The sequence below is a fragment of the Streptomyces sp. NPDC002490 genome (assembly GCF_040296045.1).
Classification (GTDB): Bacteria; Actinomycetota; Actinomycetes; order Streptomycetales; family Streptomycetaceae; genus Streptomyces.
Genome location: NZ_JBEOWM010000020.1, coordinates 81,800 through 104,514, shown reverse-complemented (window position 1 = coordinate 104,514; position 22,715 = coordinate 81,800). Strand labels below are relative to the sequence as shown.

Genomic DNA, 22,715 nt, shown 5'->3' with positions numbered 1-22,715 from the left:
CGCTCAATCCGACTGGTTCGTCCACCACTCCTTCAGTGCGGTCACCGCCGCGTCCCGCTCCATGGGGCCGTTCTCCAGCCTGAGCTCCAGCAGATGGGAGTACGCACGGCCGATCACCGGTCCAGGCCCCACACCGAGGATCTCCATGATCTCGTTCCCGTCGAGATCGGGACGGATGGCGTCCAGCTCCTCCTGCTCCTGAAGGCGCTCGATGCGGTGCTCCAGCCCGTCATACGCCCGGGAGAGGGCAGACGCCTTCCGCTTGTTCCGCGTGGTGCAGTCCGAGCGGGTCAGCTTGTGCAGCCGCTCCAGCAACGGGCCGGCGTCGCGGACATAGCGGCGTACGGCGGAGTCCGTCCACTCACCCGTTCCGTAGCCGTGGAAGCGCAGGTGCAGCTCCACCAGCCGAGAGACGTCCTTGACCACGTCATTGGGGTACTTGAGGGCGGTGAGGCGCTTCTTGGTCATCTTCGCCCCGACCACTTCGTGGTGGTGGAAGGAGACCCGACCATCGGATTCGAAGCGTCGCGTCCGCGGCTTGCCGATGTCGTGCAGCAGAGCGGCGATCCGCAGGGTGAGGTCCGGCTGCTGCTCCAGGGCCATCGCCTGCTCCAGCACGATCAGGGTGTGCTCGTACACGTCCTTGTGCCGGTGGTGCTCGTCCCGTTCCAGGCGCAGCGCGGGAAGCTCGGGAAGCACCTTCTCGGCGAGCCCCGTCTCCACCAGCAGGCTCAGCCCCTCCCGAGGGTGAGCGGAGAGGAGCAGCTTGTTCAGCTCGTCCCGGACGCGTTCCGCCGAGACGATGCCGATGCGGTCCGCCATCGCGGTCATCGCCTCGATGACCTCCGGGGCGACCTCGAAGTCCAGCTGTGCCGCGAACCGGGCCGCCCGCATCATGCGGAGGGGATCGTCCGAGAAGGAGTCCTCGGGAGCGGCCGGCGTCCGGAGCACCCCGGCGGCCAGGTCCTCCAGCCCTCCGTAGGGATCGATGAACTCCTTCGCCGGCAAGGCGACGGCCATCGCATTCACCGTGAAGTCACGACGCACCAGGTCGTCCTGGATGGAGTCGCCGTAGGACACCTCGGGCTTGCGCGAGGTCCGGTCGTACGCCTCGGAACGGTAGGTCGTGATCTCGATCTGGAACCGCTGGGCAGGGGCGGAGTCCTCCACCCGGGCGTCCTTCTGGCAGCCGACCGTGCCGAAGGCGATACCGACCTCCCAGACGGAGTCCGCCCAGGGGCGCACGATCTTCAGCACCTCCGCGGGGCGGGCATCCGTGGTGAAGTCGAGATCGTTGCCGAGGCGCCCGAGCAGCGCATCGCGGACCGACCCGCCGACCAGGGCGAGGGTGTACCCCGCCTGCTGGAATCTGCGGGCTAGCTCATCGGCGACGGGGGAGACCCGGAGCAGCTCGCTGACGGCACGGTGCTGCGCCTGGCTCAGGGCGCTGAGGTTGTCTTCTTTGGCGTTCGGCACAACAGAAAAGGGTACGTGCCCCGGCACCGGGAATCCCTCTCGATCACCGGCAGCGGCCCCGTACCCTGCATGGGGTGAGCCATCTCCGGACTTCCATGCACTCATCCGGAGAAATGCTGATCGAGTCGCTCCGCGCTCGCATCCTCTTGGTGATCCGTCGTGGACCGTGGCACTTGCGGGCAGCCTGCATCGTTACCATGCGTGGACGCACTTCTGGACGACCACTGACGACGACGAGGGACGGGCGAGCGCGTGGCCGAGGCGGCAGACTTCATGGGGACCAGTCCCTCACCTGCCCGCCGCTGGCTGCGGCGCACCGGAGCCCTGTTCCTCTCCCTACCCCTCCTCGCCACGGCGACCCTTCCCCTGGCTTCCGGGGCGGCGGCGGCTCCGGAAGCCCCGGCCCCGCAAGCGGTGGACCGGACCAAGGGCGTGGTCGACGTCTCCGTGGACGCCCTCACGCCCACGGCCCCGGACGAGGACGACACCCTGACCGTCCGCGGCACCCTGACCAACACGGGCAAGCAGACGATCACGGACGGCCGGGTCGACCTCCTGGTGGGGCAGCCCCTCCGGACCCGTAGCGCCCTGGACGCCGCCGAACGGCGTACCGCACACGTGCCGGGCGTGGACGGCACCCCGGTGGGCGGGAAGTACGTGCAGGAGATCGACGAGCTGGGGCCCGGACGCACCCGGGACTTCAGCATCTCGGTGCCCGTGAAGGAACTGGATCTCGGCACCGACGCGGTGTACCAGCTCGGGATAGCGCTGACCGGGAGCGCCGCCCAGTCCTACGGCCAGGTGCTCGGCATCGAGCGGGCGTTCCTGCCGTGGCAGCCCGAGGACTTCGACGCCAAGGCCAAGACGGCGTTCCTGTGGCCGTTGATCTCGACCACCCACCTCACCGCCGAGACCAGCTCGAACGACCAGCAGACCCGGGTCTTCGAGGACGACGGCCTCGCCAAGGAGATCGGGCCGGGCGGCCGGCTCCAGCAGATGCTGGACCTCGGTAGTTCCCTGGACGTGACCTGGGTGATCGATCCGGACCTCCTGGCCTCCGTCGCCGCGATGGCCGAGGGCTACCGGATCAAGGACGGGGACCGCACGATCGCCGGGAAGAACCGGGCCGTGGCCGGCCGGTGGCTCACCGACCTCCAGGAGGCCGTCCGCGGTGAAACGGTGGTGGCGCTCCCGTTCGCCGATCCCGACCTCGCCTCCCTCGCGCACCGGGGCAAGAACGTCTCCGGTTCGCTCAGCCACCTGAAGAGCGCCACCGACGTGGCCGCCCTGACCGTGGAGACGACCCTGCACGTCAAGCCGGTCACCAACTTCGCCTGGCCGGCCGAGGGAGCCGTGGATCCTTCGGTGATCGACGTCGCCACCTCCGCCGGCGCCGACACGGTCATCGCCCGGAGCGATTCCCTCAGCGAGACCGGAAACCTCCCGTACACCCCGAGCGCGGCCCGTCCCATCGGGGACGGCACCACCGCCGTGGTGGCCGACGCCCGGCTCTCCAAGGTGTTCCGGGGCGATCTCCTCCGGGCGGAGGACTCCGCACTGGCCGTGCAGGAGTTCCTGGCGCACAGCCTGATGATCTCGCTCCAGGACCCCGGGGAGCCGCGCAGCATCGTGGTCGCCCCGCAGCGCATGCCCTCGGGCAGCCAGGCGCAGGCCATGGCCAAGGCGATCCAGACGCTCCAGACGGGCCGCTGGACCGAGTTGCAGGAACTGACGGCCGCGGCCAAGGCCGAGCCGGATCCCGGTGCGACCACGCGCGTGCCGTCCGCGCGCGCCTACTCCGAGCGGCTGCGCAAGCAGGAACTGAACATCACGGCGTTCCAGCAGATCCAGCGCACGCAGCGCAAGCTCGACGACTTCAGCACGATCCTGACCGCGCCCCACCGCGTGGTGACGCCCTTCGGGCTGGCGATCCACCGCGGCATGTCGACCTCCTGGCGCGGCCGGACCGCGGAGGGGAACACCTTCCGCGAGGGGGTGGAGGAGCACCTGATCACCCTGATGCGCAGCGTCCAGCTGATCGACAAGTCCGACGCCCAGCTCTCCGGACGCAGTGCCACCATTCCCGTCACGGTGAAGAACAACCTGGTCCAGGGCGTGGACAACCTCCGCCTGCGACTCACCTCCACCAAGCCGAAGCGCCTCAAGATCGGTGACGAGGGGTACGACGAGCAGCCCGTGAAGCTGGCCGGCGAACGCGTCCAGACCCTGAAGTTCGACACCAACGCCAACGCCAACGGCATCGTCGACGTCGAGGCGCAGCTCTTCACCGCCGACGGCACCCAGTACGGCGAGACCATGCGGTTCCGCGTGCAGGTCAACGAGGTGACGCCCACGGTGATGCTGGTCATCGCGGGCGGTCTGTTGTTGTTGGTGCTCGCCGGGTTCCGCATGTACCACCAGCGCAAGCGTGCCGCTCGTCGGGAGGCGGAGCAGGCCGGCGCGACCCCGGGCGACGCCGATGAGGGGACGGAACCGGCAGCGGACCCGCGGGCGTCGACCGGGGACGACGCTCCCCGCCCGGTTCCGCGGGCCGGGGAACCCGAGCAGCCGAGTGACCCCGCGCCGGACACCGCTGCGGAAAGCACCGACCCGTCCGGCCCGGGTGAGAGAGTGGACCGTTGAGCGATGTCGTGGCCCGTGGGGCCGGGGACGATGAGGTGGGGTAGAGCATGAACGCGCCGTACGACGGTGACCGCGGGCAGGGTGCGGGCGGTGACCCCCACGACCCGTCCGCCCCCACCGGGGAGCCCGGGATGCCACCCCACGATCCGCACGCGTACCCGCAGCAGCCCGCCGCCGACATGTACGTCCAGGACGCCTACGCCCAGGATCCCTACCGGAACCAGGACCTCTCCGCCCAGGACCCCGTGACCGAGGCCCTGTACGACCGCGCCGCGCACCCCCCGCCCCCGCCGGGCACCTACCCCGACCCCCAGCAGCTCTACGCCCCGCCGACCGCCCAGTACGCTCCGGACCCCCGGCTGTGGGCCCAGCCCCCGGCCCCCGAACCGGAGGGCCCCACCCAGCACCTCCCGTACGGGGACGACGCCCGCACGACGCAGTTCGTGGGGGTTGACGACCTCGTCAGCCAGGCGGGCGTCCGGCACGAGCCGGACGCCTTCGCCCATCTCTTCCGCGACCAGCAGCAGGCGGGCGGGAGTGTCCGTCCGGGCTACGAGGGCGCGCCGCCGACGGCGCCCGCGGCACCGTTCCCGCCGCCGGCCGAGCCGGTTCCCGTGGTGCCCGCTCCGGCGCCCGAGCCCGCAGCCCCGCCGGCCCGCAAGAGCCGTGGCTCCAGTGTGCTGAAGTCCAGTGCGCTGATGGCGTCGGGCACCATCGTGTCCCGGCTCACCGGGTTCGTCCGCACGGTCGTCATCACCGCGGCGCTCGGTGCGGCGCTCCTCGGTGACGCGTTCACCGTCGCCTACACGCTGCCCACGATGATCTACATCCTCAGCATCGGCGGCGGGCTCAACTCGGTGTTCGTCCCGCAACTCGTCCGTGCCATGAAGGAGGACGAGGACGGTGGCGAGGCGTACGCCAACCGCCTCCTGACCCTGGTCATGGTGGTGCTGGGGTTCATCGTCGCCCTCTCCGTGGTCGCCGCTCCGTTCCTGGTCCAACTGATGTCGGACTCGATCGCCGACGACGAGGCCGCGAACAGCGTGGCCGTCGCCTTCGCCCGCTACTGCCTGCCCACGATCTTCTTCATGGGCGTGCACGTGGTGATGGGTCAGATCCTGAACGCACGCGGCAGGTTCGGCGCGATGATGTGGACCCCGGTCCTCAACAACATCGTCATGATCGCCACCTTCGGCCTCTTCATCTGGGTCTACGGCAGCGCCGCCGAGTCCGGCCTGAAGGTCGAGACCATCCCGGACGAGGGCATCCGGCTGCTCGGCATCGGCACCCTCCTCGGACTGGTGGTCCAGTCCCTGGCGATGATTCCGTACCTGCGGGAGGCCGGTTTCCGGTTCCGCCCCCGGTTCGACTGGAAGGGCCAGGGACTCGGCAAGGCGGTGAAGCTCGCCAAGTGGACCGTCCTCTTCGTCCTCGCCAACCAGGCCGGCGTGCTGATCGTCACCCAGTTGGCCACCGCGGCGGGGAAGGCCGCGGAACAGGACGGTGCGGGCATCCTGGCGTACTCCAACGCCCAGCTGATCTGGGGCATGCCCCAGGCCATCATCACCGTCTCCGTGATGGCGGCGCTGCTGCCCCGGATCTCCCGCGCCGCCCACGACGACGATCCGGGCGCCGTCCGCGACGACCTCTCCAGCGGCCTGCGCACCTCGGCGGTCGCGATCGTGCCGGTGGCATTCATGTTCGTCGCGCTGGGCGTGCCCATGTGCACCTTGCTGTTCGCCTCCACCGGGCTGACCTCCGCCCAGTCGATGGGCTACATCCTGATGGCGTTCGGCCTGGGGCTGATCCCCTTCTCGGTGCAGTACGTGGTCCTCCGGGGCTTCTACGCCTACGAGGACACCCGGACGCCCTTCTACAACACGGTGATCGTCGCCGCGGTGAACGCCGCCGCGTCCGCGGTCTGCTACGTCGTCCTGCCCGCGCGTTGGGCCGTCGTCGGCATGGCCGCCTCCTACGGTCTCGCCTATGCGGTGGGCGTGGGGGTGGCTTGGCGGCGGCTGCGGGTCCGACTGGGCGGTGACCTGGACGGCTCCCAGGTGGTGCGGACCTACGCCCGACTGTCCATGGCGTCGGTTCCCGCCGCGCTCGTCGGCGGTGCGGTCGGCTACCTCATCACCCGGGCCCTCGGCCAGGGAGTGCTCGGATCGGCCCTGGCCCTGATCGGCGGGGGGATCGCCCTGCTGGCGGTGTTCTACGCCGCGGCCCGCAGGATGCGCATCGAGGAGCTCAATTCGATGGTCGGCATGGTGCGGGGACGTCTGGGACGCTGAGAACGGGGCAGGCGCACAACCATCGGCGACCACCGCGTGTCGTGCATAGCACCGGACTGTGGGCACAATTGGCGTGGGCGTCGACAGCGCGCAAGGAGTGGGGAGGCGGGAACGACGGTGGCGGAACGGAGCACGGCTGCCGTCGACGTGGCAGACAACAGCGGTGACGAGCCGCTGACCGCCAAGGCGGAGCAGACCACGGCCGACGGGGTGGCCAGTACCGGCGAGACCGGGGAGCAGAACACCACGGACACGGACGCGGAGAACGGCAACACGGCGAGCGGGTCCGAGCGGACCACTCCGCCGGAACTTCACAGCGGGCACAAGTTGGCCCGGCGCTACCGTCTCGAAGAGTGCGTCACCCGTCTGGACGGGTTCAGCAGCTGGCGGGCCGTGGACGAGAAGCTCCGGCGGGCCGTCGGGGTGCACGTCCTGCCCGCCGACCACGCCCGGGCGCGCGCCGTCCTCGCCGCTGCCCGCTCCGCCGCCCTGTTGGGCGATCCCCGGTTCGTCCAGGTGCTGGACGCGGTCGAGGAGAACGACCTCGTCTACGTCGTCCACGAGTGGCTGCCCGACGCCACCGAGTTGACCGCCCTGCTCGCCGCCGGAACCCTGGAGGCCCACGACGCCTACCAGATGGTGTCCCAGATCTCCCACGCCATGGCCGCCGCCCACCGGGAGGGGTTGTCCCATCTGCGGCTGACCCCGAGCGCGGTGCTCAGGACCTCCACGGGCCAGTGGCGCATCCGCGGGCTCGCGGTGAACGCCGCGCTGCGCGGCATCGTCTCCCCCACCCCGCAGCGCACCGACACCGAGGCGATCGGTGCGCTGCTGTACGCCTCGCTCACTCAACGCTGGCCCTATCCGGACGATGCGCACGGCCTCCACGGACTGCCCAAGGGCGTCGGGCTGATCGCTCCCGACCAAGTGCGGGCGGGGGTCCACCGGGGACTTGCGGAGCTCGCCATGCGGGCCCTGGTCAACGAGGGCGCCACCGCCTCCCGCCAGGAGCCGCCCTGCACCACGCCGGACGACCTGGTCGAGGCCGTGGGGGCGATGCCCCGCGTCCGCCCGCCGGAGCCCCTGTTCACAGCGCCACCGGACTACCAGCGGACGGGTTACCACCCGGGCTCGTACGGTCGGCCCCGCGGTGGTGCCGGAGCGACCGTGCCCGTTCCTCCGCCCCCCTTGCAGAGCCGCACCGGCAGGGCCCTGAAGTGGACCGTGTCCGCCCTGCTGATCACGGCTCTCGGGCTCGGGAGCTGGCAGCTCGCCGATGCCCTGATGGAACAGGACAAGGGCGCCGAGCCCCGCGACACCGAGACGGTCACGACGAACAAGAAGAACGCCGAGAAGAAACCGAAGCCGCTGTCCGTCCAGGGGGCCGCCGAGTACTACCCGGACGGCAACCCGCAGCGCGCCCAGGACGTCGGGCTGACCCACGACGGCAACGCGGCGACGCACTGGCGCACCTACACCTTCAAGGACGGTCCGCCGCTCGCCCCCTACAAGCAGGGCGTCGGGATCGTCTACGACCTGGGTTCGGAGAAGTCGCTGGCCTCCGCGACGGTCGAATTGAACTACGGCGGGGATCGGACCACGGCCAGCCTGTACGCTGCTGGGTCCCTCTCCTCCTCGGCTCCGCTCAGCTCGATGAAGAAGCTCGCCGCGGCCAGCACCACGGGGCGGGAACTCAAGGTCAGCGTCGAGAAGCCCACCAAGACGCGCTATGTCCTGCTCTGGCTGACCGAACTGCCCTACGCCACGGGGGAGCAGTACCGAGAATCGGGTTACAAGCAGGCCATCACGGATGTGAAGTTCACTGGCTGAGCAGTTCCGGGGAGGGTGGTTCGACCGTGGCCGACGCCGCGTACAACGGGGTGGAGGACCAGGACCTCCTCGCCCGCCATGTCGACGGAGACCCGAACGCCTTCGGTGAACTGGTACGGCGGCACCGGGACCGCCTCTGGGCGGTGGCCCTGCGCACCCTGGGGGACCGGGAAGAGGCGGCGGATGCCGTGCAGGACGCGCTGATCTCGGCCTATCGCGCCGCGGGTGCCTTCCGGGGGCAGGCAGCCGTCACGACCTGGTTGCACCGCATCACGGTGAACGCCTGCTTGGACCGGGTGCGCAAGGCGACGTCCCGGAGGACCTCACCCGTGGATGACACCGAGCGCCTGGAACACCTCCTCGAACCGCACGAGCCGGCCGATGCCCCGGCCGAACGCGGCGACCTCCAGCGGCAGCTGGCCGCCGCGCTGGACACCCTTCCCCCGGACCAACGAGCCGCCCTCGTCCTGGTCGACATGCAGGGGTACTCCGTCACCGAGGCGGCGCGGGTGTTGGAGGTTCCTCCCGGCACGGTGAAGAGCCGCTGTTCCCGGGGCAGGGCCAAGCTCCTCCCCTTGCTCTCCCACCTCCGCACCCCGCAGCCGGGGAACCAGTCGCCCCGGACCTCCGTCCCACCCGCAGCGCGCACGCCGGACGCAACGGATTCCCCTGCGGTGAAGGGCGGAGGTGGGAGAGCATGACGACGAGCACCGACCCGAAGGAACATCCCTCCGTCGAGGAGGTCTCGGACCTCACCGAGGGCCTGCTGGCTGCCGACCGGGCCGCGGACCTGCGTCTCCATCTGGACACCTGCCAGGAGTGCGCGGAGATCTGTCGCTCGCTGGAGGAGATCCGGCTCCTGCTGGGTGACGCCGACCAACCCGAGTCCATGCCCGCGGACGTGGTCTCGCGGATAGACCACGCCCTGGCTGCCGAGACCGGTCTCCCGGGCGGCACCCCTCCGCGTGTTTCACGTGAAACACGCGGAGCCCGCCCTCCCCGCCGTGGGGAACGACCCGGGCGGAGGCGACGATCCCGGCGGGCGGCCCTCCTCGGCGCTGCCCTCACCGCCCTCCTCGGCACCGGAGGGCTGCTGGCATGGGACGGTGGTGCAGACCCCCGTCCCGAGATCGCCCGCACCACCTTCTCGGAGGACACCCTCCCCCGCCAGGTCGCGGAACTCCTGACACCGGCAGAGACGGGCGCCGGCGAACCGTCCCCGCTCCGCGCGCCCCTCGGCGGAACCGCGGGCCTCTACTCGGACACTCCTGTACCCGCTTGCGTCCAGGACGCCATCGGCCGCACCGATCCGGTGCTCGCGGTCCAGGAGGGCACCTACCGGAGCCAGGCCGTGTATCTGGTCGTGCTGCCCCATGCCTCCGACAGCTCCCAGGTCTCCGCCTATGTGGTGGACGCGTCCTGTGACGGACCGGGTGAACTCCTCTTCACCCGCTCCTATCCCCGATGACCGCGGCGCGAGAACGCGGGAATGCCCGCCCCGTAGTATCCGTTGGGTGGTGTGGGAGCCCTCCAGCTTCCACACGGATCTCCAGAGACGAGGGAATGAAGCCGTGAGCGACGTCCGAAACGTGATCATCATCGGCTCCGGTCCTGCCGGGTACACGGCAGCGCTCTACACCGCGCGCGCGTCCCTGAAGCCGTTGGTCTTCGAGGGCGCCGTGACTGCTGGCGGTGCGCTGATGAACACCACCGAGGTCGAGAACTTCCCCGGCTTCCAGGACGGCATCATGGGGCCGGCCCTCATGGAGGGCATGCGCGCCCAGGCCGAGCGTTTCGGCGCCGAGCTCGTCCCGGACGACATCGTCAAGGTCGACCTCACGGGCGAGATCAAGACCGTGACGGACACCGCCGGCACCGTGCACCGCGCCAAGGCCGTCATCGTCACGACGGGCTCCCAGCACCGCAAGCTCGGACTGCCGAACGAGGACGCCCTGTCCGGACGGGGCGTCTCCTGGTGCGCCACCTGTGACGGGTTCTTCTTCAAGGACCAGGACATTGCCGTCATCGGCGGTGGTGACACGGCCATGGAGGAGGCCACCTTCCTCTCCCGCTTCGCCAAGTCCGTGACGATCGTGCACCGGCGGGACTCGCTGCGTGCTTCGAAGGCGATGCAGGAACGGGCATTCGCCGACCCGAAGATCAAGTTCATCTGGGACAGCGAGGTCGCGGCCATCCACGGCGACCCGAAGCTCTCCGGCCTCACCCTGCGGAACCTCAAGTCGGGTGAGGAGTCCGAACTGCCCGTGACCGGCCTCTTCATCGCCATCGGTCACGACCCCCGGACGGAGCTGTTCAAGGGACAGCTCGAACTTGACGACGAGGGGTACCTGAAGGTGGAGTCTCCCTCGACCCGTACCAACCAGACGGGCGTGTTCGGCGCCGGCGATGTCGTCGACCACACTTACCGCCAGGCGATCACCGCTGCCGGCACCGGCTGCTCCGCTGCCCTGGACGCCGAGCGCTACCTCGCCGCTCTGGCCGATGCCGAGGCTGCCGCCGCTGTCGCGGTCTGATCCTCTTTCCCTTCACAGAACAGGAGCCCCCTGTGGCCGGCACACTCAAGAATGTGACGGACGCTTCCTTCGACGAAGACGTCCTCAAGAGCGACAAGCCCGTTCTGGTCGACTTCTGGGCCGCTTGGTGCGGTCCGTGCCGTCAGATCGCGCCCTCGCTTGAGGCGATCGCGCAGGAGTACGGAGAGCAGATCGAGGTCGTCAAGCTCAACATCGACGAGAACCCGGCTACTGCCGCCAAGTACGGGGTGATGTCGATCCCCACGCTGAACGTCTACCAGCGCGGTGTGGTCGCCAAGACCATCGTCGGCGCCAAGCCGAAGGCCGCCATCGTGCGCGACCTGGAGGAGTTCATCTCCCACAAGTCCGTCTGATGGACACGTGAAACGAGCGGTGTGCACCGCTCGTTTCACGTGTCCCGCACCGGCGGAGGTTCAGCTCTCCGCGTCCTCCGCCGGTGCGGGGAGCACCGGGCCCTCGCCCGGCGCCAGGGTGCCGAGGATGCGCTCCAGATCCTCCATCGAGGCGAACTCGACGACGATCTTGCCCTTCTTCTGCCCGAGATCGACCTTCACCCGGGTCTCGAACCGGTCGGAGAGACGGGTGGCGAGATCGCTGAGTGCGGGGGAGACCCGTCCCCCGGCCCGAGGCCCCTTGGGCCGGGGAGCGGAATGCGGACCGGTCCCCATCAGGGCCACGATCTCCTCGACCGCTCGGACCGAGAGGCCCTCCGCCACGATGCGGAGGGCGAGCCGGTCCTGTTCCTCCGAGTCCTCGACCGACAGCAGGGCCCGTGCATGCCCTGCGGAGAGCACACCTGCCGCGACACGGCGTTGGACCTGCGGGGAAAGCCTCAGCAGGCGCAGGGTGTTGGAGACCTGAGGCCGGGACCGGCCGATGCGATCGGCCAGCTGGTCATGGGTGCAGTTGAAGTCCCGAAGCAGTTGGTCGTAGGCCGCTGCCTCCTCCAGGGGATTCAGCTGTGCCCGGTGCAGGTTCTCCAGCAGGGCGTCCAGGAGGAGCTTCTCGTCCTCGGTGGCCCGAACGATGGCGGGGATGCGCTCCAGGCCGGCTTCCTTGCAGGCCCGAAGACGCCGCTCGCCCATGATCAGCTCATAGCGCCCCGCGCCCACCTGCCGGACCACCACGGGCTGGAGGAGGCCGACCTCCTTGATGGAGGTCACCAACTCCGCAAGGGCCACCTCATCGAAGACCTCACGGGGTTGACGAGGGTTGGGACTGATCGAGTCCAGGGGAAGTTCGGCGAAGTGCACGGTGTTCTCGGCCGGGCGCGGGAGCCCGGCCGGCAGGACCGGCGCGCCGCCTCCCTGGGCGGCAGGGATGATCTTCCCTGGCGTCGGGGCCGCCGGGATCAGGGCGCCGAGTCCACGGCCCAGCCCCCTACGTCGTTCACTCATTGAATCCCCTCCGCCATGTTCTGCTGCTTGTTCTGGTGACCCGGTCCGTCCACCCCGGCTCCCCGGAGTGCGATTTCCCGCGCGGCCTCCAGGTAGGAGAGCGCGCCGCTGGACCCCGGGTCGTAGGTCAGCACGGTCTGCCCGTAGCTCGGTGCCTCCGAGATCCGTACGGATCGGGGGATGCTCGTCCGCAGCACCTCTTCACCGAAGTGCGTCCGGACTTCCTCGGCCACCTGGGAGGCGAGCCTGGTTCGGCCGTCGTACATGGTGAGCAAGATCGTCGAGACATGCAGTGCGGGGTTCAGATGTCCCCGGACGAGGTCGACGTTCCGCAGGAGCTGCCCCAGGCCCTCCAAGGCGTAGTACTCGCACTGGATGGGGATCAGCACCTCGGCTCCGGCCACCAGTGCATTCACCGTCAGGAGGCCGAGAGAGGGCGGGCAGTCGATCAAGACGTAGTCGAGAGGTTGCTCATATGCCTGGATGGCCCGCTGCAAGCGGCTTTCCCGGGCCACCAAGGAGACCAGTTCAATCTCCGCGCCAGCAAGGTCAATCGTGGCGGGTGCACAGAACAGCCCCTCCACATCGGGTACGGGCTGCACCACCTCGGAGAGGGGCCTGCTCTCCACCAGCACGTCGTAGATGGACGGGACGTCGGCGTGGTGGTCGATGCCGAGGGCGGTGGAGGCATTGCCCTGGGGGTCGAGGTCGATCACCAGAACACGGTTGCCGTGCAGGGCCAGCGAGGCAGCGAGGTTCACCGTGGTCGTGGTCTTCCCCACACCGCCCTTCTGGTTGGCCACCACCATCACACGGGTCTGCTCCGGTCGTGGCAGCACCTCCCCGGCCTCGCCCCCGTCCACCCCCGGCGGTGTTTCACGTGAAACATCCTCTTCCGCGGTGCGGGGACCGGGGACCGGATCGGTCATCGGTCCCGCGATGTTGGCGTCGGACCGCACGTCACTCTCCTCGACTTCAGGCTCGCAATGAAGAGAGCCTGCCATGCCATCGGGGTGAGGAACCAGCGAGGCCCGTGCTTCTGTGGAGAAATCCGTCTCTGTGGAGAACTCCGTTCCCCCTGTGGGTGTCAGGGAGCCGAGTCTCCGGTCGCGAGGTTCGGCCGCAGCCCGGCCGCGACCAATGATCCCGTGCAGCAGTGAGCGACGTTTCACGTGAAACACCATGCCGAGCCAACCGGTCCCCCACCACGGCGACACTCCGGTGCGTGGGCCTCCGCAGCTTGTGTGGAGTAGGAGCCCCGTCAGCGTCGCCGGCGGGTACGGCTGGTCCGGGCGGCCTTCGCGCGCTTCGCTGCGAAACGGACTCCGCCGGGGCTTTCCCCGACCTCGACCCGCACCACCGTCGAGAGGGGATCCACGACGCCTTCACCGACGTGGAGGACGGAGGTCCGCTCGGCGCCGAGCTTGCTGAGTGCCGCGCCGGCGTTCTTGACCTCGGACTCTGCGGTGTCGCCCTTCAGGAGCAGCATCTCCCCGTAGGGACGGAGCAGCGGCACCCCCCAGGCAGCCAGGCGGTCCAACGGGGCCACCGCACGTGCCGTCACCACATGAACCGGGGTCAGCTTGCCGAGGACCTCTTCGGCCCGACCGCGCACCACGGTCACGTGGTCCAGTCCCAGCAGCTCCACCACCTCGTTCAGGAAGTTGGTGCGGCGCAGCAGGGGCTCCAGCAAGGTGATCTTCAGATCCGGGCGGACCAGGGCCAGCGGAATGCCCGGCAGGCCGGCACCGGAACCCACGTCGCAGACGGTGACGCCTTTCGGCACCACCTCGGAGAGGACCGCACAGTTCAGCAGGTGTCGTTCCCAGAGTCGGGGCACCTCGCGCGGACCGATGAGTCCGCGTCGAACTCCTGCCTCGGCCAGCAGCTCGGCGTACCGGACGGCGTCGTGGAAACGATCGCCGAACACCTCACGGGCCTGCTCGGGCGCCGGCGGGAGTTCCGCTGTGTCCGTCACGGGGACCGTCCTTCCTACCGTTGGGAACTGACAGACCGGCCCCGTCTGTGTACAGACGGGGCCGGGAACTCGATCAGGCCGGGAGCACGACGACGAAGCGCTGCGGCTCCTCGCCCTCGGACTCGCTCCGCAGACCGGCGGCCTTGACCGCGTCGTGGACGACCTTGCGCTCGAAGGGAGTCATCGGCTTGAGCTTGACAGCCTCGCCGGTGTTCTTCACGTCCGCCGCGGCCTTGGCGCCCAGTTCCGACAGTTCCGTGCGCTTCTTCGCGCGGTATCCAGCGATGTCGAGCATCAGTCGGCTACGGTCGCCGGTCTCCCGGTGCACTGCGAGCCGGGTCAGTTCCTGAAGGGCCTCCAGGACCTCGCCCTCGCGGCCGACGAGCTTCTGGAGATCACGACCGCCCTCGCTGATGATCGACACCGCGGCGCGGTCGGCCTCGACGTCCATGTCGATGTCGCCGTCCAGATCAGCGATGTCCAGCAGACCCTCGAGGTAGTCCGCTGCGATCTCACCCTCCTGCTCAAGGCGGGTGAGGGTGTCGCCTTCAGCGGCGGCGGAGATGGTGCCTTCCGTCACGGAATGGACTCCTTCTTACTTCTTGGAGGGGTGCGATGGACGGTGCGGACCCTTGCGCTGGCCACTCTTGGCCCTGCTGCGGGTACCGGAGCCGGGCTGGCCGCCGGCGGGCTTGGGCTTGGTGGGCTTCGCCTCGTCCTCGGAGGGCTCCGGGGCGCCCGGCTGGTCCGGGTGTCGAGACTGCCGCTGGGACTTCGACTGCCGCTTCGGCTGCTGACGTCGACCGGTACCGGTGGGGCCTTCCTCGGCCTCGGTGGTCACCACATCGCTGACCATCACGGCACCGTCCGGCTGGGCGGCGAGGCCGACCTTGGAGAGACCGTTGATGAAACGGCGCTCGTTCTCGTTGCGGTCGCGCCCCTTCGCCACGATGATCTTCACCGCCGCACGATCCCGCCGATGGCCGATCTTCTTCTTGTTCGTGACCTGCTTCAGCAGGCGCTCCAGGTACACGCCCTGCGCCTTGCTGCCCGGGGTGGGGTTCTGCCGGATCACGTACATCTGCTGGCCCATGGTCCACACGTTGGTGGTCAGCCAGTAGACGAGGACACCGACCGGGAAGTTGACACCGAAGACGGCGAAGATGACCGGGAAGACGTACATCAGCATCTTCTGCTGCTGCATGAAGGGCGTCTTCACCGTGGTGTCGACGTTCTTGGTCATCAGCTGGCGCTGCGTGTAGAACTGCGACAGCGACATCAGGATGATCATGATCGCGGTGACGACCCGCACGTTCAGCAGCGTGGAGTCGAGGCTCTGCACCTTCTCCGCGCTGTCCATGAACTTCGCGGCCAGCGGGGCACCGAAGATGTGCGCCTTCTGCGCGCTCTCCAGCAGCGACTGGTCGATGACGCCGACGGTCTTGTTCGACGCGATGCTGCTGAGCACGTGGTACAGGGCGAAGAAGAACGGCGACTGCGCCAGGATGGGAAGGCACGAGGAGAGCGGGTTGGTGCCCGACTCCTTGTACAGCTTCATCATCTCTTCGGACTGACGCTGCTTGTCGTTCTTGTAGCGCTCCTGGATCTTCTTCATCTCGGGCTGGAGCGTCTGCATGGCCCGCGTCGCCTTGATCTGCTTCACGAAGAGCGGGATCAGGCAGATCCGGATGAGGATCACCAGGCACATGATCGACAGACCCCAGGCCCAGCCCGTGTCGGGACCGAAGATCGCGCCGAACAGCTTGTGGAACTGGACGATCACCCAGGAGACAGGCGTGGTGATGAAGCTGAACAGACCTGCGATCGAACTGACGATGTCATCCACTAATCAGGCTCCTTGAGCATGGGACGGGGTCTCGGCGGCCGGGCTCACGGGGGCGTGGTCATCCCCGACGGCGCCGAGGGCGGCGTTCCCGCCCTTGCGTCCGCGCCAGGCGTCGCGCAGCATTTCGTGCCACCGCGGACGCTTGCGCGGCGGAACATGGTCGACTCCGCCGAGCGACCACGGATTGCACCGCAGAATCCGCCAGGCGGTCAGTGCCGTGCCCTTGATCGCTCCGTGCCGGTCGATGGCCTGGTAGCCGTAGTGGGAACACGACGGGTAGTACTTGCAGACCGGTCCGAGCAACGGACTGATGGTCCACTGGTACAGCTTGATCAGAGCCAGCAGCGGGTACTTCATCGCGTACCGCCTCCCAGGAGCCGCTGGAGTGCGGCATCGAGGTCTCGGGCCAGGTGCGCGGGATCGGCGTCGCCCGCGCCGGGCAATGCGCGCACGACCACCAGGCTACCGGGGGGCAGCCGGTCGATGCGGTCGCGCATCAGGTGGCGGAGCCGTCGCTTCACGGTGTTGCGCACGACCGCGCCGCCGACGGCTTTGCTCACGACGAAACCCGCACGCGGCGGGGAGACGCTCTCCCCGGGCGCGTGCGGGTCGGTGGCACCGCTGCGTAGGTGGACGACGAGGAAGGGGCGGCCGGCCCGGCGTCCTCGACGTACCGCGGTCGCGAAGTCCTCGCGCCGCCTCAGCCGATGCTCGGAAGGCAGCACGACGTCATGACCTGACTGGGATCAGGCGGACAGGCGGGCGCGACCCTTGCTGCGGCGGGACGCGAGGATCGCGCGGCCGGCACGGGTGCGCATCCGCAGCCGGAAGCCGTGGGTCTTGGCGCGACGACGGTTGTTCGGCTGGAAAGTGCGCTTGCTCACTCGGGGGCTCCAGAAATGACTCGGTGGCTGTCGGGGACCGTTGCCGCCTGGCTGTCACCGTGCGCCCACGAGAAGCTCGTATTACGCCCGAGTGCACCGCTTTCACGATCACTGAGAGGTGATCTGTGCCCATCGGAGGCAGGCGGCAGCAGCCATCGACAACTCGACCTGGTTACGGTACGCGCGGCCGGACCGTCAGGTCAAACCAGCGGTCCGGAGGCCCCACCCGGGGCGGGCCGGCGCGGCCGTCGGGGCCCTGAGGGCCCCGGGGTTCCGGGCTCCGCGGTGGCAGCCGGTCCCCTCGCTGCCGCAGACTGGGGGACACTGTGCACAGCCTGTGGACAACAACTTGAACCGCACCGGTCGCCCTGACTACCGTGACTTGACCCCGATTCGTCTCCGTCTCGTCCAACGGCCGGACCTCCCGCCCCGCCCGATCGTTCCCGGCCCGCCGACTCCGGGCCCTCGATCTCCCGAGTTTCCTTCCAACCCGTCCCCGAGGACCTCCGGGGACCCGTGAGAGAGCGTGCCCCGTGGCTGACGTACCTGCCGATCTTGCCGCAGTGTGGCCACGCGTACTGGAACAACTCCTCGGGGAGGGGCGCGGGCAGGGGGTCGAGACGAAGGACGAGCACTGGATCAAGCGGTGCCAGCCGCTGGCGCTGGTGCTCGACACCGCGCTGCTGGCCGTGCCCAACGAGTTCGCCAAGAACGTGTTGGAGGGCCGGCTCGCCCCGATCGTCAGCGAGACGCTGAGCCGGGAGTGCGGGCGCCCCATCCGGATCGCGATCACCGTCGACGAGTCCGCCGGCGCCGAGCCGACCGCGGCGCCCGTCCCGCCCCAGCGCTACGAGGAGCCCGAGCCCCCCGCCCGTCCGCACCGGGACCCGTACGACGGCTACGGCCGCCGGGCCCCGGACGAGCACCCGGGCGGACCCTCGGAGCAGCCGGGTGCCGGGGAGCAGCACCCGGGCCGCCGGGCCGACCAGCTGCCGATCGTGCGCCCCGCCTATCCGGACTACCAGCGCCCCGAGCCGGGCGCCTGGCCCCGTCCGCAGGACGACTACGGCTGGCGCCAGCAGCGGCTCGGCTTCCCGGAGCGCGATCCGTACGCCTCCCCGGGCCAGCAGGAGCTCGACTACCGCGGCGCACCGGAGCGGACCGGCTACGCCCCGGACCGTTCCGCGTACGAGGGCGAGCGCGGGCCCTACGACCAGGAGCGGCCGGCCTACGACGGGGACCGCCCGCCGTACGAACAGCGGCGCCGCCCGTACGAGGGCGCCCCCGGACGGGCGGGTCACCCCGGGGAGCGCGGGGAGCCGTCCGAGGCTCCGCACGGGGGACCGGGCCGCTTCGACGCCCCGGCGTCCGAGGGACGCGGCGGGCCCGGCGGCCCGCCCCCGCGTCCCGGTGCGCCGGTGCCGCACGGCGGGCCGACCGGGAGCGGTGTGCCCGGCGGCGGCCAGTCCACCGGCGGTCCGGGGGAGCCCACGGCCCGGCTGAACCCGAAGTACCTGTTCGACACCTTCGTCATCGGCGCCTCGAACCGGTTCGCGCACGCCGCGGCCGTGGCGGTCGCCGAGGCTCCGGCGAAGGCGTACAACCCGCTCTTCATCTACGGGGAGTCGGGCCTCGGGAAGACCCATCTGCTGCACGCGATCGGGCACTACGCACGCAGCCTCTACCCGGGCACCCGGGTGCGGTACGTCAGTTCCGAGGAGTTCACCAACGAGTTCATCAACTCCATCCGCGACGGCAAGGGCGACAGCTTCCGCAAGCGCTACCGCGAGATGGACATCCTGCTGGTCGACGACATCCAGTTCCTCGCGGACAAGGAGTCGACCCAGGAGGAGTTCTTCCACACCTTCAACACCCTCCACAACGCCAACAAGCAGATCGTGCTCTCCTCGGACCGGCCGCCGAAGCAGTTGGTGACCCTGGAGGACCGGCTCCGCAACCGGTTCGAGTGGGGGTTGCTCACCGATGTGCAGCCGCCCGAGCTGGAGACGCGGATCGCGATCCTGCGCAAGAAGGCGGTCCAGGAGCAGCTGAACGCTCCGCCGGAGGTGCTGGAGTTCATCGCCTCCCGGATCTCCCGCAACATCCGCGAGTTGGAGGGCGCCCTGATCCGGGTGACCGCCTTCGCCTCGCTGAACCGGCAGCCGGTGGACCTGGGGCTGACCGAGATCGTGCTGAAGGACCTGATCCCCGGCGGCGAGGACTCGGCGCCGGAGATCACCGCGACGGCGATCATGGCGGCGACCGCGGACTACTTCGGGCTGACGGTGGACGACCTGTGCGGGTCCTCCCGCAGCCGGGTGCTGGTGACCGCGCGGCAGATCGCGATGTACCTGTGCCGGGAGCTGACGGACCTGTCGCTGCCGAAGATCGGGGCGCAGTTCGGGGGCCGCGACCACACGACGGTGATGCACGCGGACCGGAAGATCCGGGCGCTGATGGCCGAGCGGCGGTCCATCTACAACCAGGTCACCGAGCTGACCAACCGCATCAAGAACGGCTGAGCCCCGGCGGTCCCCACGCCCGCACCCGTGTCCCACGGGTGCGGGCGTCCTCGTGTCCGGCCGCCCGGACCGGCCCCGTGGCCTTCCGCGGCAGCCGGGGCGACCGCGGGTCCGGGGCCGGTCCTCCGGGGCCCGGGGGACGGCCTTCGGAGCCCCCGGCCCGCGCCGGACGCCGCGGGCCGGGGCGACCGCGGCCGGGCACCCGGCCGTGGCTGTTCGAATTCCGCGGGGGGTTACGGGTGTTCTCCACAGATCAGGGGACTTTTTCGTTTCCACACCTTGGGGACTGCGGAGTTATCCCAACGGTGTCCACAGGCTGTGCCCGGTGACGATCATCGGCCCAGCTCACGGGGGTGTGGATTCGTGGACAACCACTCTCCACAGGATGTGGACAAGTGATCGCGCACCGAGGGCCCCGCCCCGTTGTCCACCGCTCGCCCACAGCTCAGCGCCGGTTGTCCCCAGCTCCGAGGGGCTTCTCCACAGCGCTGTCCACTGTTCGGCAACCCAACGCGCCGCGTCACCGTGGCGAGTGAAAGGCGTCACATCGAGGTGCCGGGTTGCCCTGTGGGGAACGGGGGCAAAACTGGGGACGGCGCTGGGGAGAACCCGGCCCTCCCTGTGCATGGGGTGTGCACAACTTCTGGTCGTCCACAGCGAGGCGAGGTTATCCACCCCCACCGCCCACAGGCCCGGTGGACAAAAAACCGCTGCTGAGCTGCGAAAACGGGGTTATCCACGGTATCCACAGGCCCTACTACTACTACCGACTAGAGTTACCGGGGAATTCGCTTCGAAGCCTGGGGTGTGGACAACTCGGCTCCGGCGGCCCGCGAGCCGTTCGCGCGACTTGACCGCGAGCGGCACCTACTGTCAGTCCGGTGAGTCAGACTGGTCCCGGAGTCCTCCCCACCCTGGGGACGACGAAAACGGCGGGGCGACGAACGGCACCGCCGCACGGACAGCGGGACGACCCCCACGGGGCGCGAGCGGCCAGCAACACAGGAGGCGGGCTTAGGTGAAGATCCGGGTGGAACGCGACGTACTCGCGGAAGCAGTGGCGTGGGCGGCGCGCAGTCTCCCGGCCCGTCCCCCGGCGCCGGTCCTGGCCGGCCTTCTGTTGAAGGCCGAGGACGGCGCCCTCAGCCTCTCCAGCTTCGACTACGAGGTCTCCGCACGGGTCTCGGTCGACGCGGAGGTCGAGGAGGACGGCACCGTCCTGGTCTCCGGCCGACTGCTCGCCGACATCTGCCGCGCCCTGCCCAACCGCCCGGTGGAGATCTCCACCGACGGGGTCCGGGCCACGGTGCTCTGCGGTTCCTCCCGCTTCACCCTCCACACCCTGCCGGTGGAGGAGTACCCGGCGCTGCCGCAGATGCCGTCCGCGACCGGCACCGTGCCGGGCGAGGTCTTCGCCGCCGCCGCGGCCCAGGTGGCCATCGCCGCCGGCCGCGACGACACCCTCCCGGTGCTCACCGGCGTGCGCATCGAGATCGAGGGCGACACGGTCACCCTGGCCTCCACCGACCGCTACCGCTTCGCGGTGCGCGAGTTCCTGTGGAAGCCCGAGGTCCCGGACTCCTCCGCGGTCGCCCTGGTTCCCGCGAAGACCCTGCTGGACACCGCGAAGGCGCTGACCAGCGGGGACAGCGTCACCATCGCCCTGTCCGGCTCCGGCTCGGGCGAGGGGCTGATCGGCTTCGAGGGCGCCGGCCGCCGCACCACCACCCGGCTGCTCGAAGGCGACCTGCCGAAGTACCGCACGCTGTTCCCGACCGAGTTCAACTCGGTCGCCGTGATCGAGACCGCCCCCTTCGTGGAGGCCGTCAAGCGCGTGGCCCTGGTGGCCGAGCGCAACACCCCGGTGCGACTGAGCTTCGAGCAGGGCGTGCTGATCCTGGAGGCGGGCTCCAGCGACGACGCCCAGGCCGTGGAGCGGGTCGACGCGGTGCTGGAGGGCGAGGACATCTCCATCGCCTTCAACCCGACCTTCCTCCTCGACGGGCTGAGCGCCATCGACTCCCCGGTGGCCCAGCTGTCGTTCACGACCTCCACCAAGCCCGCGCTGCTCAGCGGCCGTCCCGCGGTGGACGCCGAGGCGGACGAGGCGTACAAGTACCTGATCATGCCGGTCCGCCTCTCCGGCTGACCCGGCACGCCCCGGCCGGTGCCGGCCCGGTGGACCCGACGACGCCGCAGCTGCGTCCGGTCCCCGGGGCCGGGCCGCCACCAGGGGGAAGATCCGCAGGTGGGGATACGTATGAGCGGCCGTACCCACAGCTGTGCACAAGGCCGCGGGCGTAGGGTCGGACGCAGGAACACCACTGTGTCCGCACGCCACATCGCGACTTTAAGGAACCACTGATGGAGCTCGGTCTCGTCGGCCTCGGCAAAATGGGCGGCAACATGCGCGAGCGCATCCGCCGCGCCGGCCACACCGTCATCGGATACGACCGCAACCCGGACCTCGCCGACGTCCACAGCCTCGAAGAGCTGGTGGGCAAGCTCAAGGGCCCGCGCGTGGTGTGGGTGATGGTCCCGGCGGGCGCCGCCACCCAGTCCACCATCGACGAGCTGGCCGCGCTCCTGTCCCCCGGCGACGTGGTCGTCGACGGCGGCAACTCCCGGTGGACGGACGACGAGAAGCACGCGGTGGAGCTGGGCCTCAAGGGCATCGGCTTCGTGGACTGCGGGGTCTCCGGCGGCGTCTGGGGCCTGGAGAACGGCTACGCGCTGATGTACGGCGGCGACAAGGAGAACGTCGCCAAGGTCCAGCCGGTCTTCGACGCGCTCAAGCCGGAGGGCGAGTTCGGCTCGGTCCACGCCGGCAAGGTCGGCGCCGGCCACTTCGCCAAGATGGTCCACAACGGCATCGAGTACGCGATGATGCAGGCGTACGCCGAGGGCTGGGAGCTGCTGGAGGCCGTGCAGTCGGTGACCGACGTGCGCGAGGTCTTCCGCTCCTGGCAGGAGGGCACCGTGATCCGCTCCTGGCTGCTCGACCTCGCGGTCAACGCCCTCGACGAGGACGAGCACCTCGAAGGGCTGCGGGGCTACGCCCAGGACTCCGGCGAGGGCCGTTGGACGGTCGAGGCCGCGATCGACAACTCGGTGCCGCTGCCCGCGATCACCGCCTCGCTGTTCGCCCGCTTCGCCTCCCGCCAGGACGACTCGCCGCAGATGAAGATGATCGCCGCGCTGCGCAACCAGTTCGGCGGCCACGCGGTCGAGAAGGCCTGACCCGACCCTCCGGGCGGGTCCGCACCGGGGCCGTCTGACAACCGTTCGCGACC

General features: G+C 69.7%; 18 protein-coding genes and 2 pseudogenes. 11 read left to right on the top strand and 9 right to left on the bottom strand.

What is annotated here, in order from left to right; genetic code table 11:
- Window positions 1-3: 3 nt before the first annotated feature.
- The gene (locus tag ABT092_RS15430) at window positions 4-1,476 is read right to left on the bottom strand and encodes a CCA tRNA nucleotidyltransferase (protein ID WP_351243907.1); all 1,473 of its coding nucleotides are present in this window, start codon (window positions 1,474-1,476) and stop codon (window positions 4-6) included.
- 252 nt (window positions 1,477-1,728) lie between these two features.
- On the opposite strand from ABT092_RS15430, the gene ABT092_RS15425 reads away from it, so the two are divergent.
- The 7 genes from ABT092_RS15425 to trxA all read left to right on the top strand — a co-directional run bounded on the left by ABT092_RS15425 (window position 1,729) and on the right by trxA (window position 11,148).
- Window positions 1,729-4,119 (top strand): DUF6049 family protein, encoded by a 2,391-nt coding sequence (locus tag ABT092_RS15425; RefSeq protein WP_351243905.1) that lies wholly within the window; start codon window positions 1,729-1,731, stop codon window positions 4,117-4,119.
- A 47-nt stretch (window positions 4,120-4,166) separates the two neighbouring features.
- Window positions 4,167-6,410, top strand: coding sequence for a murein biosynthesis integral membrane protein MurJ (gene murJ, locus ABT092_RS15420; protein WP_351243903.1), 2,244 nt, complete (start codon window positions 4,167-4,169; stop codon window positions 6,408-6,410).
- A gap of 117 nt (window positions 6,411-6,527) precedes the next feature.
- The gene (locus tag ABT092_RS15415) at window positions 6,528-8,240 is read left to right on the top strand and encodes a protein kinase family protein (RefSeq protein WP_351243901.1); all 1,713 of its coding nucleotides are present in this window, start codon (window positions 6,528-6,530) and stop codon (window positions 8,238-8,240) included.
- Between the two features lie 26 nt (window positions 8,241-8,266).
- Window positions 8,267-8,941 carry an RNA polymerase sigma factor SigM gene (gene sigM / locus ABT092_RS15410; protein WP_351243899.1) on the top strand — a complete coding sequence of 225 codons (675 nt, stop codon included), beginning with the start codon at window positions 8,267-8,269 and terminating at the stop codon, window positions 8,939-8,941.
- Window positions 8,938-9,708 (top strand): RsmA family anti-sigma factor, encoded by a 771-nt coding sequence (locus ABT092_RS15405; protein ID WP_351243897.1) that lies wholly within the window; start codon window positions 8,938-8,940, stop codon window positions 9,706-9,708. Before sigM ends, ABT092_RS15405 begins: the two co-directional genes overlap by 4 nt.
- A gap of 103 nt (window positions 9,709-9,811) precedes the next feature.
- On the top strand, window positions 9,812-10,774 hold the full coding sequence (trxB, locus tag ABT092_RS15400) for a thioredoxin-disulfide reductase (RefSeq protein WP_351243895.1): 963 nt from the start codon (window positions 9,812-9,814) through the stop codon (window positions 10,772-10,774).
- Window positions 10,775-10,806: 32 nt separating this feature from the next.
- The gene (trxA, locus tag ABT092_RS15395; RefSeq protein ID WP_351243893.1) at window positions 10,807-11,148 is read left to right on the top strand and encodes a thioredoxin; all 342 of its coding nucleotides are present in this window, start codon (window positions 10,807-10,809) and stop codon (window positions 11,146-11,148) included.
- Between the two features lie 60 nt (window positions 11,149-11,208).
- On the opposite strand, the gene ABT092_RS15390 is transcribed toward trxA, so the two are convergent.
- The 8 genes from ABT092_RS15390 to rpmH form a co-directional block, all read right to left on the bottom strand.
- On the bottom strand, window positions 11,209-12,192 hold the full coding sequence (locus ABT092_RS15390) for a ParB/RepB/Spo0J family partition protein (protein ID WP_351243891.1): 984 nt from the start codon (window positions 12,190-12,192) through the stop codon (window positions 11,209-11,211).
- Window positions 12,189-13,196: a ParA family protein gene (locus ABT092_RS15385; RefSeq protein WP_351243889.1), complete on the bottom strand. Its 1,008-nt coding sequence runs from the start codon at window positions 13,194-13,196 to the stop codon at window positions 12,189-12,191. The genes ABT092_RS15390 and ABT092_RS15385 overlap by 4 nt, the downstream gene beginning before the upstream one ends.
- A 257-nt stretch (window positions 13,197-13,453) precedes the next feature.
- Complete coding sequence (gene rsmG / locus ABT092_RS15380; RefSeq protein WP_351243887.1) at window positions 13,454-14,170, bottom strand: 16S rRNA (guanine(527)-N(7))-methyltransferase RsmG; 717 nt, start codon at window positions 14,168-14,170, stop codon at window positions 13,454-13,456.
- A gap of 73 nt (window positions 14,171-14,243) precedes the next feature.
- On the bottom strand, window positions 14,244-14,750 hold the full coding sequence (locus ABT092_RS15375) for a Jag family protein (protein WP_351243885.1): 507 nt from the start codon (window positions 14,748-14,750) through the stop codon (window positions 14,244-14,246).
- A 15-nt stretch (window positions 14,751-14,765) separates the two neighbouring features.
- Complete coding sequence (gene yidC, locus ABT092_RS15370) at window positions 14,766-16,016, bottom strand: membrane protein insertase YidC (protein ID WP_351243883.1); 1,251 nt, start codon at window positions 16,014-16,016, stop codon at window positions 14,766-14,768.
- 3 nt (window positions 16,017-16,019) lie between these two features.
- Complete coding sequence (gene yidD, locus ABT092_RS15365) at window positions 16,020-16,373, bottom strand: membrane protein insertion efficiency factor YidD (protein WP_351243881.1); 354 nt, start codon at window positions 16,371-16,373, stop codon at window positions 16,020-16,022.
- Window positions 16,370-16,741, bottom strand: coding sequence for a ribonuclease P protein component (rnpA, locus tag ABT092_RS15360; protein WP_351243879.1), 372 nt, complete (start codon window positions 16,739-16,741; stop codon window positions 16,370-16,372). Before rnpA ends, yidD begins: the two co-directional genes overlap by 4 nt.
- Before the next feature lie 21 nt (window positions 16,742-16,762).
- Window positions 16,763-16,900, bottom strand: coding sequence for a 50S ribosomal protein L34 (gene rpmH / locus ABT092_RS15355; protein WP_003956500.1), 138 nt, complete (start codon window positions 16,898-16,900; stop codon window positions 16,763-16,765).
- 533 nt (window positions 16,901-17,433) lie between these two features.
- On the opposite strand from rpmH, the pseudogene ABT092_RS31020 reads away from it, so the two are divergent.
- The 4 genes and pseudogenes from ABT092_RS31020 to gnd all read left to right on the top strand — a co-directional run.
- A pseudogene (locus tag ABT092_RS31020) lies at window positions 17,434-17,812 on the top strand (chromosomal replication initiator protein DnaA); the annotation flags it as partial.
- Window positions 17,813-17,883: 71 nt separating this feature from the next.
- Window positions 17,884-19,422: pseudogene (dnaA, locus tag ABT092_RS15350) on the top strand (chromosomal replication initiator protein DnaA); the annotation flags it as partial.
- A gap of 1,018 nt (window positions 19,423-20,440) precedes the next feature.
- Window positions 20,441-21,571, top strand: coding sequence for a DNA polymerase III subunit beta (gene dnaN / locus ABT092_RS15345; RefSeq protein ID WP_351243876.1), 1,131 nt, complete (start codon window positions 20,441-20,443; stop codon window positions 21,569-21,571).
- Window positions 21,572-21,786: 215 nt separating this feature from the next.
- A complete protein-coding gene (gnd, locus tag ABT092_RS15340; protein ID WP_351243874.1) occupies window positions 21,787-22,662 on the top strand; it encodes a phosphogluconate dehydrogenase (NAD(+)-dependent, decarboxylating) in 876 nt (291 codons plus the stop codon).
- Window positions 22,663-22,715 lie beyond the last annotated feature (53 nt).

Excerpts from the sequence above, each read along its gene's own strand:
- gnd (WP_351243874.1), top strand. The coding sequence starts at position 21,787 with ATGGAGCTCGGTCTCGTCGGCCTCGGCAAAATGGGCGGCAACATGCGC.
- yidD (WP_351243881.1), bottom strand. The coding sequence starts at position 16,373 with ATGAAGTACCCGCTGCTGGCTCTGATCAAGCTGTACCAGTGGACCATC.
- murJ (WP_351243903.1), top strand. The coding sequence starts at position 4,167 with ATGAACGCGCCGTACGACGGTGACCGCGGGCAGGGTGCGGGCGGTGAC.
- ABT092_RS15405 (WP_351243897.1), top strand. The coding sequence starts at position 8,938 with ATGACGACGAGCACCGACCCGAAGGAACATCCCTCCGTCGAGGAGGTC.
- ABT092_RS15390 (WP_351243891.1), bottom strand. The coding sequence starts at position 12,192 with ATGAGTGAACGACGTAGGGGGCTGGGCCGTGGACTCGGCGCCCTGATC.
- ABT092_RS15385 (WP_351243889.1), bottom strand. The coding sequence starts at position 13,196 with ATGGCAGGCTCTCTTCATTGCGAGCCTGAAGTCGAGGAGAGTGACGTG.